Origin of the sequence: Accumulibacter sp., from assembly GCF_023806625.1 — a bacterium.
Lineage (GTDB): Bacteria > Pseudomonadota > Gammaproteobacteria > Burkholderiales > Rhodocyclaceae > Accumulibacter.
This window is the reverse complement of the sequence record NZ_JAMTDX010000085.1, coordinates 1-14,288: the sequence shown is the minus strand read 5'-3', so window position 1 is coordinate 14,288 and position 14,288 is coordinate 1. Positions and strand designations below refer to the sequence as shown.

The following is a 14,288-nucleotide window of genomic DNA, read 5'->3' as shown; positions in this document are numbered from 1 at the left end:
CTGCTCGTCAGCAGGCATAGGCACGTCGCTACCTCGGGGGGCTTTCACGGTAACGTGACAAGTTGAGCGGCACCCGCGCAGCGAGGGCATAGTTGCGCCAGCCGGCTGTATGGCTGGCGCTCGCCCTCGCAAGTGGGGCGCAGCCGCGAGTTCTAGCGAGCGGTGTCCGCTCCAAAGGGCTGGCCCGCGTCGTGGGGAGCGGGCACAAACGGGCTCGCTTCGGACCACCTCGTTCGATACGACAGACCATCGCTCCTGGCCCTCCCTCCGAAGCGCAAAGACCCGCGTCCGCATCAACGCGCGTTATGCGGCGCGCGTGCGTTGCGCTTCGCGTTCTACCACACGCCGCAGACCTGTAGAAAGATTCAGATTGTGTGCTACAGGGGCTTCTTCCTTGGCCCAGCTGTCCATGACCGTGGAACGTGAAGTCGACATCCTACTTGACGCAGAACTTTGCGTCGGAATGCCGGGTGGATGAAGTGCATGGGCAGAAATTCCCGCGAAATCCGCGTGATGCGACAAGGAGGCGTGGACTAAATGGGGCGACAAACGCGTCATCGCGGGCCAGGGGTGGGAGGGGCCTCCGGGGCTGTTGACTCGATGGAGGGAGAGGCTCGGGGGCAGCGCGGTGCTGCGCGGACGGCTCATGGTTCCCGTGGCCGGGCGCGGTCGGGCTTCTCTCGTGCTCGTCGCCGGGGCGGCAGGGCGGCCGCTACGCCGAAGTCTTGCCCCTGCGCGCGGGCGTCTTGCGCCCGGTTTCTTGTTCAGGCCCAGCGAGGCGACCTGATCGGAGTCGGCGCCGAACTGGGGGGTCACTTGCTCCTTGACGCCGAGGATGAGGTTGGGATGTTCCCATTGGGCGGCAACCGCTGTGTCGCGTGCGGCGTCGAGCGCGTTCTGGGCGTGCCGTTCGGCTTCCTGAGCAGCGCGCATCGCTTCGTACTTGGCGGTCAACGCGACGAGGTTGTCGGCGGGGTTGGCGGGACTTTAGCCGGCCATGGCTTTCACGGCCAGGAAAGCATTCTTGTCGGCCTGCAGGGTCTCCGGTGGTAACCGGATCGTCTCGTTCTTGGCCATTTTCCCCCCAGAAAGCTCAAGTTGGCGAAAGCCGAATGGCCCTCATGCGTGTAATGTTAGAGTGCGGCAGACCAGCGTGTCAATAGACGATTTTCGCGGTGCGGATGAGCGTCCTGACGCGCAGGGGAAGCCGCCTCACGCGTGAGGCGGCTTCCCCTGCGCGTCAGGAAGGCATCGGTCGGGTCGTTTGCGTGGCCCCCCCCACGAACGGCTTCCCCTGCGCGTCAGGAAGGCATCCTGACGCCTCAGGAAAGGATCCTGACGCCTGAGGAAACCAGAGTGACTCGCCGGGCGAGCATCCCGGGCGCTCCGCCGAGCGTCGCGAGGTCTCGGGCAGGCGCTCGGCGACGACTGGCGGCGGGCGATCTCGGACAGCCGGCGCGAGGCGATCCGCGTCGGGATGATCCCGATCATCAACGCGATGTCCGCCGCCGGGATCGTCAGTCTGCCGGGGATGATGACCGGTCAGATCCTCGCCGGCACGCCGCCGGTCGAAGCGGTCAAGTACCAGATCCTGGTGATGTTCCTGATCGCCGGCGGCACCGGATTCGGGACGATCGTCGCCGTCAGCCTCGCCGCGCGCCGCCTCTTCGACGAGCGCCAACGGCTGCGCCTCGACCGGCTCGGCGGTGCCACCGGGTACTTTCCGTCACCCTGCCCTGCGCGTTGGCCATGAGCTGGCGTGAGCGCCGCACGGCCGGCCTCCGCGAAGCTTCGCGCGGGAGGACGGGCGGAACCGCCGGCCTGGATCTTCCCCGGGCGCCCGACTACACTCGAACCGAATCAAAGCGCGGTTGCGCGGCGGGCGAGACGGCAGTTCTGCCCGAACGAGGTCGGTTCTCGGAGAGGGGTACGGTCATGGTGGGGTGGCTTCCGAGGGCCGGCGGATGGTTCCGTTCGGCGATGCATGTGCTGATGCGGCGGACCAGGGCCTGTGGTGTTGTGGTGGCTGCCAGCGTGCTGTCGTGGGCCATCGCCGGCTGGCTTGGCAGCGGGGCGGCATTCGCTGCCGACAACCGGGCGCCGCCGCTGACAACCTACCCGAACCAGGTCTTTTCGACGGCGCAAAGCGGTCAGATCGGCCTGTGGATCGACGGGGAAGACTGGCACCTGCGGCTCGACATGCCGGGCTTCGCGCATGAAGAGTACCCTTTCGTCGCCCCCTCGCAGTTCTTCTTCATGCGGCGCGACTTCCGCCACCACCGCTTCGGTCTTCGCCGAGCGGATCGAGGGCGTAGACAGCGAAGAGTCCTGTCGCCGGCACTACGCGCTGGCTGCCGGGGAGACTCGGGAGCGGATGGCCGGTTTGATCGGCTACAAGGGTACCGTCGGAGAGGTCTCCCAGGTCAATGCCAACGGCAAGATCCTGCGGGTCTACGAATTCACGCTTGGCTCGACCTGGCGAAAGACCCTACACTGGCATCCCTTCTATCGCGGCTTCTGCTTTGACTTCCACTTCGATGTCTCCAGCGCGGCTGCCGAAAAGGACGTTCTGAAGGCCTTGGATAGCGTAGCCTACGTTGCGGAGAAGCCACGGGACGCGGACATCGATCGCCTGTTCTACTTTTTCGACTGGCTGCGGATTCGTCTGAGCATTCCGATCGACTGGAAGTTCGCGTTTCGGCGCCCGCCACCGGGTCCTGCCGGAGGAATCTTAGTGCATCCCGGCAAAGGGCCGATGTTCTCCTTCCTGATCACGCCGTTGGGTAGGGCGACCTCTGGGCCAAGTCCGTGGCAACCGGAAATCAGGGCCGAGGAGGAGCGGCAGGGCTTCGAGGCGCGCGGAGATCGGGTGTCTCGACTGAGCAGCCGATGCACGGAGAGTGGCTGCTTCCACTACTTCGACGTGACCTTGCGGCGCGACGACAGCAGTGACGATTCATCGCCTGGCGATCATGGGCCTCAGTACCGTCGCTTGGGATTTGCCAAGATCGGCGACGTGAACTTGCTGCTCTCCATGTTCTATGGGGACGACAGCACGCGCGACGCGGAAAGGTTCACCGATGCAATCAACCGGGCCAGAATCCTCGATCTGATCGAGTTTCGCCGGGCAGCCAGGCAGCTGCAGGAGGCCCCGGTCAAGTGATGGCCATCTCGGGCGCGGCGGAGCCGGCGACGTTGCGCCAAGGCGAGCCCCGGGACCACCCGCCAGCGAGCGGTGGGGTGGTCACCAAGCCATGCCACACGGCATTCTCGTCGAGAATCTGGTCGTCGCTCGCGAGAAATGACGGGTAGCCAGACGCAGGGCGGTCGCCCGGCGACTCTGGCGAGCCTGGCTGCCGAGCTCGCGCGGCGTCAGGGAGGGAATTGCCGTGCCCTCTTTGAGCGAAGTGGCCAGCGCAAGGAGTCGCTGCGCGTCGAGCGAACGCCATTGCCGGAGGACTGCGAGTGCATGACCCGCGAGGTCGGGGAAGCCCCGCCGAAGGCGGGCGATCGCAACGCCAGGTCGCAGATTTAGGACGCTGTACCGCTGGGTGCCAGCCTGAGCACACGCGTGGCGCATGATTTGTGCCGTCTTCTGAGACGACGCCCCTATCGTCTTCGGTGCGGGCTGAGCCAGCGCGTCATCCGCAACCATGGCCAGCGCCGCCGGTCTGTCATCGCGACCGCGCACGCCAAGGGTCGGAGCGGTCAAGTACCAGATCCTGGTGATGTTCCCGGTCGCCGGCGGCACCGGATTCGGGACGATCGTCGCCGTCAGCCTCGCCGTGCGCCGCCTCTTCGACGAGCGCCAACGGCTGCGCCTCGACCGCTCGGCGGGGTGGCGGAGTGGGTGCCGGCGGCTCCAGAGAGCGGGGAAACCGGGTGCGCGCAGCGCGTCCTGGACTGAACGCCCGAGGACGCGAAGGTCGGCCGTCCGGACCGGCCGGACTGCGTTGATTTGGTGGCGGTGCTCGACTAGACTGCAAAGCGGGATCGTCGGTCGACCAGCTGGTCGGCAAGTGGACAGGAGTTCTCCGGGCCGGACGCCGATCGCCGACTCGTCGGGAATGCTGATCGCGTAGCCGGACGGGCCGGCGATCGGTCGTTGTCCCGGTGCGCTACCGAGGGCGACAGGCAGACGAGGGAGAACAGGTGATCGTCGAGAAACCGATGGGCCGCCTGCGCGGAGCGAGTCATGCGGGAGCGGCCGTAGCGTGGAGTGCGGTGGGGCGGATCGCCGTGGCCCTTTTCCTGGGCGCGCTGCTGGCGATCGCCAGGGGGCCGGCGTGGGCCGACGAGGCGGATCCCCCGCAGGCGCGTGAGGCATCCTTCAAGGTCTTTCCGAACCAGGTCTTCACCACCGACAAGCCCGGTCAGCTGGGGCTCTACATCGAGGGCGAGGACTGGCATCTGCTGCTCGACATGCCCGGTTTCCAGGGCTATGCCGGTGCCCTGGGCCGCGCGGAGTTCTTCATGCCCGGGCGCTTCTTCTTCCTGAGGAATCCCGCTTCGGGGACGACGGCGAGCATGTTCGCCGAGAGGGTTCCCGGCGCCGACCGGGAGAAATCGTGTCGGGAGTGGTACGCGTCCCCCCCTGAGAAGGCCCGCGACGCGACAGCCCGCCTTGTCGGCGAACGGGGGACCGTGGGCAAGGTCGTCGAGGTCGAGCGACACGGGAAGCGGCTGCAGGTCTTCGAATCCGAGGATCGGAAGTTCGGCCCGAGCAAGGCGATCTTCTGGCGCCCGTGGTATCGCGGCTACTGCTTCGACCTCCATTTCAATGTCACCAGCCCGGCCGCCGAGGAAGAAGTCCTGCGCATCTTCGATTCGCTGACCTATGTTGCGGGAAAACCGACCGGCGTCGACATCGGTCGCGTGTTTGGCTTTGCCGGGCGCACGCTGATGCGCCTGAGCGTGCCGATCGACTGGCGATACCAGTATCGGCCCGGACCACCGGGGCCGTTTGGTGGAGCCGAGTTGCTACCGTCTCTGGAGGCGATCCCGTCGTTCCTGGTCTTCCCGCTCGGAACGAGGAAGCCTGGCGATCAGCAGTCGCTGTCGGACATTGTGGACGAGTACCGCCGCTCGTCTGAAGCCCGGATGAGGCTCGTTTCTCCCGTGCGAGAGGTCTGCTCGACGGGAACCTGCGTCTACTTCTTCGACCTGCAGTACGGCCGCTCCGACGCGCGCGACTCTCGCGCCTACGAGTACCAGCGACGGGGGTGGGCCGAGTTCGGCGGGATGGTCATGGGCCTGTCTCTGCTCTATCGTGAGGACAGCAAGAGTGTCGCCGAACGGATTACGGACGCGTTCAGCAGGGCCCAGGTTGTGGATGTCGTGGCCTCGAACCGGGCTCTTGCGGGGATCGTCGGCGCTCCGGACTCGCCGGCTGGCGGCCCGAACCGGGTCTTCGCCACAGGAAAGGCCGGGCAGCTCGGATTGCGCATCGAGGGCGAAAACTGGCATCTGCTCCTGGACTTGCCAGGCTTCGACAATGAGGCCAGACCGCCGGACGGTGGCGGCGCGTTGCTCAAGGTGAGTAACCGCAGTACCGGAGCGACGGTCACCGTTGCCGGCCGGAGGATCGAAGGCGTCGATACCGCGGAGTCCTGCCGCCGATACGGCATGGACATGATCGACAGGACGCGGCAGGCAGTGGCCAGGGAGCAGGGCCAGCAGGATGGTGCCATGGCGGTCAGCGCCTTCGAAGCGAACGGCAAGGAACTGTACCTGGTCGAGCTCAGCTCCAAGAAGCCCGGTTCCGATTACCCCGTGAAGCTCATGCACTGGTTTCCGTATCATCGAGGCTTCTGTTTCAGCTTCCTGTTCACGTCTCCGAGTCCCGAGGCTGAAAAGGAAGTCTTGCGAGTTCTCGACTCTGCGACCTTTGTCGACCAGGAGCCGCAGCGCTGAATGCGGACTTGCGGCTCCCGGCATCACACGACGATCAGGCGAAGGTCGGGGCGACGATCCGCACGACGCGGTCGACGAGATCGCCAGCCAGGCAGTCGACGGTCTGCGGCCGGAGACTGTTGGTGATCCAGGTGATCTGCCGCTTGGCCAGCTGGCGAGTCGCGTAGATCCCCCGGTCGCGCAGTTCGGCGCGCGGCGCGAGTCCGTTGCGCACGTCCCAGACCTGCCGGTAGCCGACGCAGCGCATCGACGGCAGGTCGCCGTGCAGGCGGTACTTCGCGCACAGGCGGTCGAGTTCGTCCTCGAGCCCGGCGTCGAGCATCGCCGCGAAACGTCGCGCGATGCGTTCGTGGAGAACCCGTCGCTCGCCGGGCAGCAGGCCGATCGCGACGAAGCGATATGTCGGCGCTGTGCGGGCCGCGCTGGCGAGCAGCGCCGACAGCGGGCGGCCAGTCAGGCGCAGCACCTCGAGCGCGCGCTGGATGCGCTGCGCGTCGCCGGGCTCGAGCCGCGCGGCGGTCGACGGGTCCGCGGCGGCGAGTTCGGCGTGCAGCGCCGGCCAGCCGCGCAGCGCGGCCTGGCGGTCGATCGCCGCGCGCGTTGCCGGGTCGGCTGGTGGCAGGTCGGCGAGGCCGCGGGTCAGCGCCGCGAAGTAGAGCATCGTGCCGCCGACGAGCAGCGGGACGCGGGCGCGGGCGGTGATCGCGGCCATCGCGGCGAGCGCGTCGTTGCGGAAACGGGCTGCCGAGTAGGCTTCCTCGGGACTGATCAGGTCGATCAGCCGGTGCGGGAAGGCGGCGAGCGTCGCCGCGTCGGGTTTCGCCGTGCCGATGTCCATGTCGCGATAGACCTGCGCCGAATCGACGCTGACCAGCTCGACCGGAAAGCGCCGGGCGAGTTCGATCGCCAGGTCGGTCTTGCCGCTGGCCGTCGGCCCGATCAGCAGGATCGCCGGCGGCAGGCGCTCGCCGGTCAAGGCGCCGGCGTTCATCGGCCGCGCAGGAACTGCCGGTCGAGGTCGGTCATGCTGATCTGCATCCAGGTCGGGCGGCCGTGGTTGCAGTGTCCCGAGCGCTCGGTTTCCTCCATCTGGCGGAGCAGCGCGTTCATTTCGGCGAGCGAGAGCAGCCGCCGGGCGCGCACCGCACCCTGGCAGGCCAGGCTGGCGAGGAATTCGTTCTGACGGGTGGTGAGGATCTGCGAGACGCCGTTCTCGCGCAGTTCGCCGAGCAGCGCGCGGGCGAGCGCGGCCGGGTCGGCGGCGGTGAGCAACGCCGGAACGCTGCGCACGACGAGCTGCCGCGGTCCCATCGGCGCGAGATCGAAGCCGAGTTGCTCGAGCGCGGCTGCGTGCTCTTCGGCGGCGGCGACGTCGAGCGGATCGGCGGCGAACACCGCCGGGATCAGCAGGCGCTGCGCGGCGACCTGTCGCTCGTCGAAAGCGCGCTTGAGCTTTTCGTAGAGGATCCGCTCGTGCGCCGCGTGCATGTCGACGATGACCAGGCCCTGGCTGTTCTGGGCGAGCACATAGACACCGTGGAGTTGCGCGAGGGCGTAGCCGAGCAGTGGCTCCGCGGCTTCGCAGGCTGGCGTTTCCGGCTCGGGCGAGCGGGCACTGCGCACGAAAGCGAGGTAGTCGTCGCGGCCGACGCGCTCGCCGACATGCAGCGCTCCCTGCCCGGTCGGCCAAGGCCGCATCGCCGGAGGATCGGGCACGCGGCTGGCGCCAATCGGCTCGTCGGCCGGTGCTACCGCGATGGCCGGCGGGCTCTCCGCCGGCAGGGCGAACGGCGCCGCCGAGAGCGGGCTGGCCAGCGCGCGTTCGACGGCGTGGAAGACGAACTGATGGACCGCGCGGGAATCCCGGAAGCGGACCTCGGTCTTCTGCGGGTGGACGTTCACATCGACCAGCGCCGGGTCGATGTCGACGAACAGGCAGTACGCCGGATGGCGGCTGCCGTGCAGCAGGTCGGCGTAGGCTTCGCGAAGCGCGTGAGCGAGCAGCCGGTCGCGAACGAAACGCCGGTTGACGTAGCAGTACTGGGCGTCGGCGCGTGCTCGCGAGTACGTCGGCAGCGCGCAGTAGCCGAAGACGCGCAGCGAACCGGCGTGCGCGTCGAGCGGGCGCGACTCGCCGAGAAAGTCGTCGCCGAGGATCACCGCGGCACGCGCGCGGAGGTCGGCCGGGGCGAGGTGCAGGTTGACGCGGCCGTTGTGCGAGAGGCTGAAGGCGACCTCGGGATGCGCCAGAGCGATCCGCCTGACGGTTTCGCCGCAGTGGGCGAACTCGGTGTTCGCCGACCTGAGGAACTTTCGCCGCGCCGGCGTGTTGTAGTAGAGATCGCGCATCTCGACGACCGTGCCCGCCGGCAGCGCCGCCGGCTCGGGCTGGGCTCCGGTTTCGCCGGCGAGTCGCCAGGCGTGCGCGGGGCCTTCGCCGCCGCGCTGGCGGCTGGTCAGCGTGACGCGCGCGACCGCGGCGACCGAGGCCAGCGCTTCCCCGCGGAAGCCGAGCGTGCCGACGCGCTCGAGGTCGACGAGCGAGCCGATCTTCGAGGTCGCGTGGCGCGTCAGCGCGAGCGCGAGCTGGTCGCGGGCGATTCCCTCGCCGTCGTCGCTGACCCGGATCAGCCGGACGCCTCCGTCTTCGAGCTGGATGTCGATCGACCGGCTGCCGGCGTCGAGCGCGTTCTCGAGCAGTTCCTTGAGCACCGAAGCCGGCCGGTCGACGACCTCGCCGGCGGCGATCTGGCTGATCAGCAGGTCGGGGAGCAACTGAATGCTGGCGGGCATCGGCGGACCGTGGCTGGGAGAGACGTGCTCGTCACGCGGCGGGCGACGCGGGCCGCGGTTGCGCATCCGGCAGGCGGAAGATTGCCGGTTGATCGAGCTTGGCGGATTATACCGGGCCGCTTCCGGTAGAATCGCTGCCTCCTGCCCGTCTGGCGCAATCGCCTTCAGCTCATGGAATTCCTGACCAGCTTCATCGACATCGTCGTGCACCTCGACAAGCATCTGGCGACGCTGATCCAGCAGTACGGGCCGTGGATCTACGCCATCCTTTTCGTGATCATCTTCAGCGAGACGGGCTTCGTGGTCACCCCGTTCCTGCCCGGCGATTCGCTGCTCTTCGTCGCCGGCGCGCTGGCCGCGCTCGGCGGCATGGACATCGCGATCCTGCTCGCCGTGCTGGTTGCTGCGGCGGCGCTCGGCAACATGCTCAATTACCAGATCGGCCGCTTCCTCGGGCCGAAGGTCTTCCACTGGGAGCAGTCGCGTCTCTTCAACAAGGCGGCGCTCGAGAAGACCCATGCCTTCTACGAGAAGCACGGCGGCAAGACCCTGGTCATCTCGCGTTTCCTGCCGCTGTTCCGCACCTTCGCGCCTTTCGTCGCCGGAATCGGCGCGATGGACTACCCGCGGTTCACCTTCTTCAACCTGCTCGGGGCGGTCGGCTGGGTCGCTTCGCTGACCCTCGCCGGCTACTGGTTCGGCAACCTGCCGTGGGTGCAGCAGAACCTGACCGCGGTGATCCTCGGAATCATCGTCGTTTCGCTGGTTCCGGTGTTCGTCGGCTGGCTGCAGCACCGGAAGGGATGAACGATGGCCCCGGGCTGCGGGTGTGGGCCAGCGACGGCAGGCACGGAAATGGCTGATCGAGGAGGATGACGCAGATGACTTCGCTGGTGATCCTGATTTCCGGCCGGGGCAGCAACATGGCTTCGCTGCTCGAGGCCACCGCTGCCGGCAGGCTGCCGGCGCGGGTCGCTGCGGTGATCGCCAATCGCGCCGACGCCGCCGGTCTGCACACTGCGGCGGCCGAGGGCGTGCCGACGCGCGTCGTCGACCACCGCTCGTTCGCCACGCGCGACGAATTCGATTCCGCGCTGGCCGAGGTCGTCGACGGGTTCTCGCCCGATCTCGTCGTCCTCGCCGGGTTCATGCGCATTCTCGGCAGCGCCTTCGTCAGCCGCTACGAAGGTCGGCTGATGAACATCCATCCGTCGCTGCTGCCCGCGTTTCCCGGCCTGCACACGCACCGCCGTGCGCTCGACGAAGGGGTGCGGATTCACGGCTGCACGGTCCACTTCGTGACTGCCGAACTCGACAACGGACCGGTGATCGTTCAGGCGGCCGTACCGGTCGTCGACGGCGACGACGAGCAGAGCCTCGCCGCACGGGTTCTCGCGCAGGAGCACCGGATCTATCCGCTGGCCGTCGGCTGGTTCGCCGAGGGACGGCTGCGCGTCTGCGGCCGGCGCGTCCTGCTCGATCGGGCGCAGGCCGGGCAGGGCGCGCTGATCGCGCCGCTGCCGCAGGCCGTTCGTGCCGACTGAACGATGCCGGTCTTCCTGATCGCCGCCTTCGCCGCGTCGCTCGGGCTGCACGCGCTGGCCCTTTTCGGGCCGGAGGTGGAGTTGCCGTCGCTCGGTGAGTCGCCGCAGATCGTCGCCGAGGTCAAGGCACCGCCGCCGGCCGAAGTTGCCCAACCGGAGAGAGCGGCAGCCACGCCGCGGCCTTCGGTCAAGCGCAGCGAAGCGCGCTCCGCTGCGGCAAAGGGTGCGCAGCGAAGGCCGGCAAGCGCACCCGAGGCTCCGGCGGCCGAGCCCGCTGGGCCCGATTCGTCGAACGGCGTCGCGGTTGCCGATTCGGCCGCGGAAGCCGGCGCCGAAGGTCCGGCAGCAGCGTACGCAGCCGAAGCCGCTTCGCCGCTCGATGCGCCGGTGCCGACCGAGTCGTCGTTGCCGTCGCGCGGGACGATTCATTACCGTGTCGAGCGCGGCGACCAGGGTTTCCAGATCGGCCGTTCGGTGCACGAGTGGGAAATCGTCGATGGCGCTTACCGGATCACCGCGGTCAGCGAGACCAGCGGTCTGGTCGGCTTCTTCAAGCCGCTGCGCGTCGAGGTCGAGAGCCGCGGCCGGCTGACGGTTGCCGGACTCGTTCCGCAGCGTTTCGAGACCCGCCAGGAAGGCCGCGAGAACAACGAGCAGGCCGACTTCGACTGGCGGCAGATGGAACTGCGGATGGGCAATCGTCCGGTGCAGGCGCTGAGTCCGGGATCCCAGGACCTGCTTTCCTACCCGTATCAGCTCGGCCTGCTCGGTCACCTCGCGCCGGGCAGCAGCATCCCGATCGCCACCGGCAAGAAGTACGCGGCGTACCAGGTCGAAGTCGTCGGCGACGAGGACATCGAGGTCCCGGCCGGTACTTTCCGCAGCCTGCACCTGCGGGTTCCGGGGGTGGCGAAGACCGACCTCTGGCTGGCCTACGACCACGCGATGCTGCCCGTGCGCATCCAGTACCTGGACCGCAAGGGGGCGCTCTACGTGCAGGTGGCCACGGCGATCGACGTCGCTGAGGCGAAATGAGCGCGCGCTTGACACCGGCGCTGTTCCGCCATGCCGCTCTGCTGCTCGCGCGGCTTCTCGCCGCGAAGCTGCCGGCCGATCAGGTCGTGTCGACGTATTTCCGCGAGCATCGGCAGCTTGGCCACGCCGATCGCGGCTTCATCGCCGAAGCGGTGTTCGCCGTGCTGCGCCGCAAGCGCTCGCTCGCCGCGCGTTGCGCGGGCGACGAGAACCCGCGGCGCCTGCTGCTCGCCGCGCTCGGCTGCCTGTTCGGCCTGAACCGGCGCGAGCTCGACTGCGTGCTGAGCGATGCCGAGGGCCAGTGGCTGGCCCGGGCGAAGGCGCTGGCGGTGAGCGAGCTGCCCGCGGCCGTGCGCTGCGACCTTCCGGACTGGCTGTACGACGCGCTCTGTGCCGAGTATCCGGCCGACGAGGTCGCGACGATCGCGGCGGCGCTGAACCAGCCGGCGCCGCTCGACCTGCGCGTCAATCCGCTGCGCGGCTCGCGCGGGCAGGTTCTCGAGACGCTCTCCGCCGAGGGGATCAACGCCAGAGCCTGCAGCTATTCGCCACTGGGCATTCGCCTCGCCGGAAAGCCGGCGATCAACAGGCATCGGCTGTTCCTCGATGGCAGCGTCGAGGTCCAGGACGAGGGCAGCCAGCTGCTCGGCTTCCTCGTCCAGCCGAGGCGCGGCGAAATGGTCGCCGACTTCTGCGCCGGTGCGGGCGGCAAGACGCTGTTGCTCGGCGGCCTGATGCGCTCGCAGGGCCGTGTCTATGCCTTCGATGTGGCGGAGTGGCGTCTCGCCAGGCTCAAGGCGCGGCTCGCCCGGTCGGGCCTTTCGAACGTGCACCCGGTGCTCATCGATTCGGAGAGGGACCCGCGAGTGGGCAGGCTGGCCGGCAAGCTCGACCGGGTGCTCGTCGACGCGCCGTGTTCGGGTCTCGGAACGCTGCGCCGGAATCCCGATCTCAAGTGGCGACAGAGCGCCGCGAGCGTAGTCGAACTTGGCGTGCGTCAGCGGTCGATCCTCGGCGCGGCCGCCAGGCTGGTCAGGGCGGGTGGCCGGCTGGTCTACGCGACCTGCAGTCTGCTCGACGCGGAAAACGGGCAGGTCGTCGCGGACTTTCTGGCCGAGCATGGCGATTTCCAGGTCGTCCCGGCACAGCAGGTGCTCGCGGCTCAGGGGATCGAAATCGATTGTGGCGAACGGCTCGGCCTCTGGCCCCATCGTCACGGGACCGATGCCTTCTATGCAGCGGTGATGGAGCGGCGATGAACGAAAAGGAAATGTTTGCCCTGTTGCTCGGGCTCTGGAACGACTTCGGCGAGCCGGCCTTCCTGCGCCAGGTTCTTGCTCTGGCGATCAGCGTGCTGCTCGCCTGGGTCCTGTCGCGCGAGTGGCAGCGCAGGCAGGCGAGAGAACAGGCTGGCGCCGACTATGGCGCGCTGCGCGCACTCGGCGAGGGCAGTCTCAAGCGTGTCGCCTTTCCGCTGCTCGCGCTGCTGATCGTGCTGGTCGTGCGCAAGGCTTTCCGCTACTGGCACATCGGCCCGGTGAGCTTGTTCGACCTGGCCGTGCCGCTGCTCCTCTCGATGGCCCTGGTTCGCGCGGCGATCTACGTCCTGCGCCACGCGTTCTCGCCGAGCAGCTGGCTGGCGTCGTCGGAGCGGATCATCGCCACGACGATCTGGCTGTGCCTGGCGCTGCACCTGATTGGTCTGTCCGGCCCGCTGATCGAACTGCTCGAGCAGGTCAGCCTGAGCGTTGGCAGGCAGCAGATCGATCTGTGGACCTTGCTGACCGGACTGGTCACCGTGGTCGTCACGGTGCTCGTCGCACTGTGGCTGTCGAGGCTGATCGACCAGCAGCTGCTCGACAGCGAGAAGATCGACGCGAATGTCCGCGTCGTGCTCGAACGCCTGCTCAGGGCCGTCCTGACCGTCGTCGCGCTGCTCCTGAGCCTGTCGATGGTGGGCATCGACATCACCGCGCTGTCGGTGTTCAGCGGCGCGCTGGCCGTCGGGCTCGGACTCGGCCTGCAGCGGATCGCCAGCAACTACGTCAGCGGTTTCATCATCCTGCTCGATCGGTCGATCCGCCTCGGCAACGTCGTCGCCGTCGATGCGACGACCTCGGGCGTGGTGACCCAGATCACCGCGCGCTACACGGTCGTCAAGACGCTGACCGGCACCGAGGTGATCATTCCCAACGAGTATCTGGTGTCGAACATCATCCGCAACGAGTCGCTGACCGATCCGCGGTCGCGCGTCGTCGTCCCGGTGCAGGTCGCTTACGGGACCGATCTCGATCTGGCGATGCGGCTGATGGTCGAGGCCGCCAAGGCGCAGCCGCGGGTGCTCGCCGATCCCGCGCCGCAGGCGCTGCTCACGGCTTTCGCCGACAGCGGGATCAACCTCGATCTCGGCTTCTGGATCGGCGATCCGCACGAGGGCACCGGTGGCGTGCGCTCGGCGATCAATCTGGCGATCTGGCGTTCGTTTGCCGACCAGGGGATCGAGATTCCCTTTCCGCAGCGCGAGGTGCGCCTGGTCAGGGAGGGCGACGAGGCTGCCGGGCGGGCCAGGGTCTGATCGGCTTGACGGCCGCCTCGCGGCTCGCTCCGACGGCGCCGAGACTGCTCGAGAGGGCAAAAAAATCCCGCGCGGGGGAGGGCGCGGGAAGAAGGCCCACCTTTGCGATGGGCATCAGGGAGGGATCACACTGCAAGAGGTCAACACTTTGCCCGTTGGTCCGGTCAGGCGTCGTTCGCTGCTCCTTCGACTGCGCGCGTTCGCGCGGTCAGCTACTCTGGGTCTCCTGACGCTTGCGGAGCCGGGCCGACTGCCAGTAACGCACGCCGTACCAGACGAGCGACCCGGCAGCCGCGATCAGCAAGGCCTTGATGAGTTCGGTGTGGCCGACGGTGAGCACGTCCCAGGCGACGATCCCCACGAAGATGCCGATACCTTCGGCAACGGGGATGCGCGCAGGCGTGTGCACCAGACTGCTCATGCGCAGT

The 14,288-nt window shown here is 68.1% G+C and carries 12 protein-coding genes and 2 pseudogenes; 11 read left to right on the top strand and 3 right to left on the bottom strand.

Features of this window, described 5'->3' with window-relative positions:
* Positions 1-846 precede the first annotated feature (846 nt).
* The 6 genes and pseudogenes from NFW05_RS14175 (at position 847) to NFW05_RS14150 (ending at position 5,913) form a co-directional block, all read left to right on the top strand.
* Positions 847-1,053, top strand: a complete 207-nt coding sequence (locus tag NFW05_RS14175) for a hypothetical protein (protein WP_295308165.1) — start codon at positions 847-849, stop codon at positions 1,051-1,053.
* A 361-nt stretch (positions 1,054-1,414) separates the two neighbouring features.
* Positions 1,415-1,753 (top strand): annotated as a pseudogene (locus NFW05_RS14170) (ABC transporter permease); the annotation flags it as partial.
* Positions 1,754-2,374: 621 nt separating this feature from the next.
* The gene (locus tag NFW05_RS14165) at positions 2,375-3,163 is read left to right on the top strand and encodes a hypothetical protein (protein WP_295308162.1); all 789 of its coding nucleotides are present in this window, start codon (positions 2,375-2,377) and stop codon (positions 3,161-3,163) included.
* A 138-nt stretch (positions 3,164-3,301) separates the two neighbouring features.
* Complete coding sequence (locus tag NFW05_RS14160; RefSeq protein WP_295308159.1) at positions 3,302-3,535, top strand: hypothetical protein; 234 nt, start codon at positions 3,302-3,304, stop codon at positions 3,533-3,535.
* Positions 3,536-3,692: 157 nt separating this feature from the next.
* A pseudogene (locus NFW05_RS14155) lies at positions 3,693-3,830 on the top strand (ABC transporter permease); the annotation flags it as partial.
* Positions 3,831-4,152: 322 nt separating this feature from the next.
* Positions 4,153-5,913 carry a hypothetical protein gene (locus tag NFW05_RS14150; RefSeq protein ID WP_295308156.1) on the top strand — a complete coding sequence of 587 codons (1,761 nt, stop codon included), beginning with the start codon at positions 4,153-4,155 and terminating at the stop codon, positions 5,911-5,913.
* 34 nt (positions 5,914-5,947) lie between these two features.
* On the opposite strand, the gene miaA is transcribed toward NFW05_RS14150, so the two are convergent.
* Together miaA and mutL are read right to left on the bottom strand one after the other, a co-directional pair.
* Positions 5,948-6,904 (bottom strand): tRNA (adenosine(37)-N6)-dimethylallyltransferase MiaA, encoded by a 957-nt coding sequence (miaA, locus tag NFW05_RS14145; RefSeq protein WP_295308154.1) that lies wholly within the window; start codon positions 6,902-6,904, stop codon positions 5,948-5,950.
* Positions 6,901-8,706 (bottom strand): DNA mismatch repair endonuclease MutL, encoded by a 1,806-nt coding sequence (gene mutL, locus NFW05_RS14140; RefSeq protein WP_295308151.1) that lies wholly within the window; start codon positions 8,704-8,706, stop codon positions 6,901-6,903. Before mutL ends, miaA begins: the two co-directional genes overlap by 4 nt.
* A gap of 171 nt (positions 8,707-8,877) precedes the next feature.
* Here mutL and NFW05_RS14135 point away from each other — a divergent pair, with 171 nt between their 5' ends.
* The 5 genes from NFW05_RS14135 (at position 8,878) to NFW05_RS14115 (ending at position 13,860) form a co-directional block, all read left to right on the top strand.
* On the top strand, positions 8,878-9,513 hold the full coding sequence (locus NFW05_RS14135; protein WP_295308148.1) for a DedA family protein: 636 nt from the start codon (positions 8,878-8,880) through the stop codon (positions 9,511-9,513).
* Between the two features lie 74 nt (positions 9,514-9,587).
* The gene (gene purN, locus NFW05_RS14130; RefSeq protein ID WP_295308145.1) at positions 9,588-10,250 is read left to right on the top strand and encodes a phosphoribosylglycinamide formyltransferase; all 663 of its coding nucleotides are present in this window, start codon (positions 9,588-9,590) and stop codon (positions 10,248-10,250) included.
* A gap of 3 nt (positions 10,251-10,253) precedes the next feature.
* Entirely contained in the window at positions 10,254-11,285 is a 1,032-nt protein-coding gene (locus tag NFW05_RS14125) for a DUF3108 domain-containing protein (RefSeq protein ID WP_295308142.1), read from the top strand.
* Complete coding sequence (locus NFW05_RS14120; protein WP_295308139.1) at positions 11,282-12,544, top strand: RsmB/NOP family class I SAM-dependent RNA methyltransferase; 1,263 nt, start codon at positions 11,282-11,284, stop codon at positions 12,542-12,544. Before NFW05_RS14125 ends, NFW05_RS14120 begins: the two co-directional genes overlap by 4 nt.
* On the top strand, positions 12,541-13,860 hold the full coding sequence (locus NFW05_RS14115) for a mechanosensitive ion channel domain-containing protein (RefSeq protein WP_295308136.1): 1,320 nt from the start codon (positions 12,541-12,543) through the stop codon (positions 13,858-13,860). The genes NFW05_RS14120 and NFW05_RS14115 overlap by 4 nt, the downstream gene beginning before the upstream one ends.
* A gap of 208 nt (positions 13,861-14,068) precedes the next feature.
* On the opposite strand, the gene NFW05_RS14110 is transcribed toward NFW05_RS14115, so the two are convergent.
* A partial coding sequence (locus NFW05_RS14110; protein WP_295308133.1) for a hypothetical protein occupies positions 14,069-14,288 on the bottom strand: 220 nt, incomplete at its 5' end.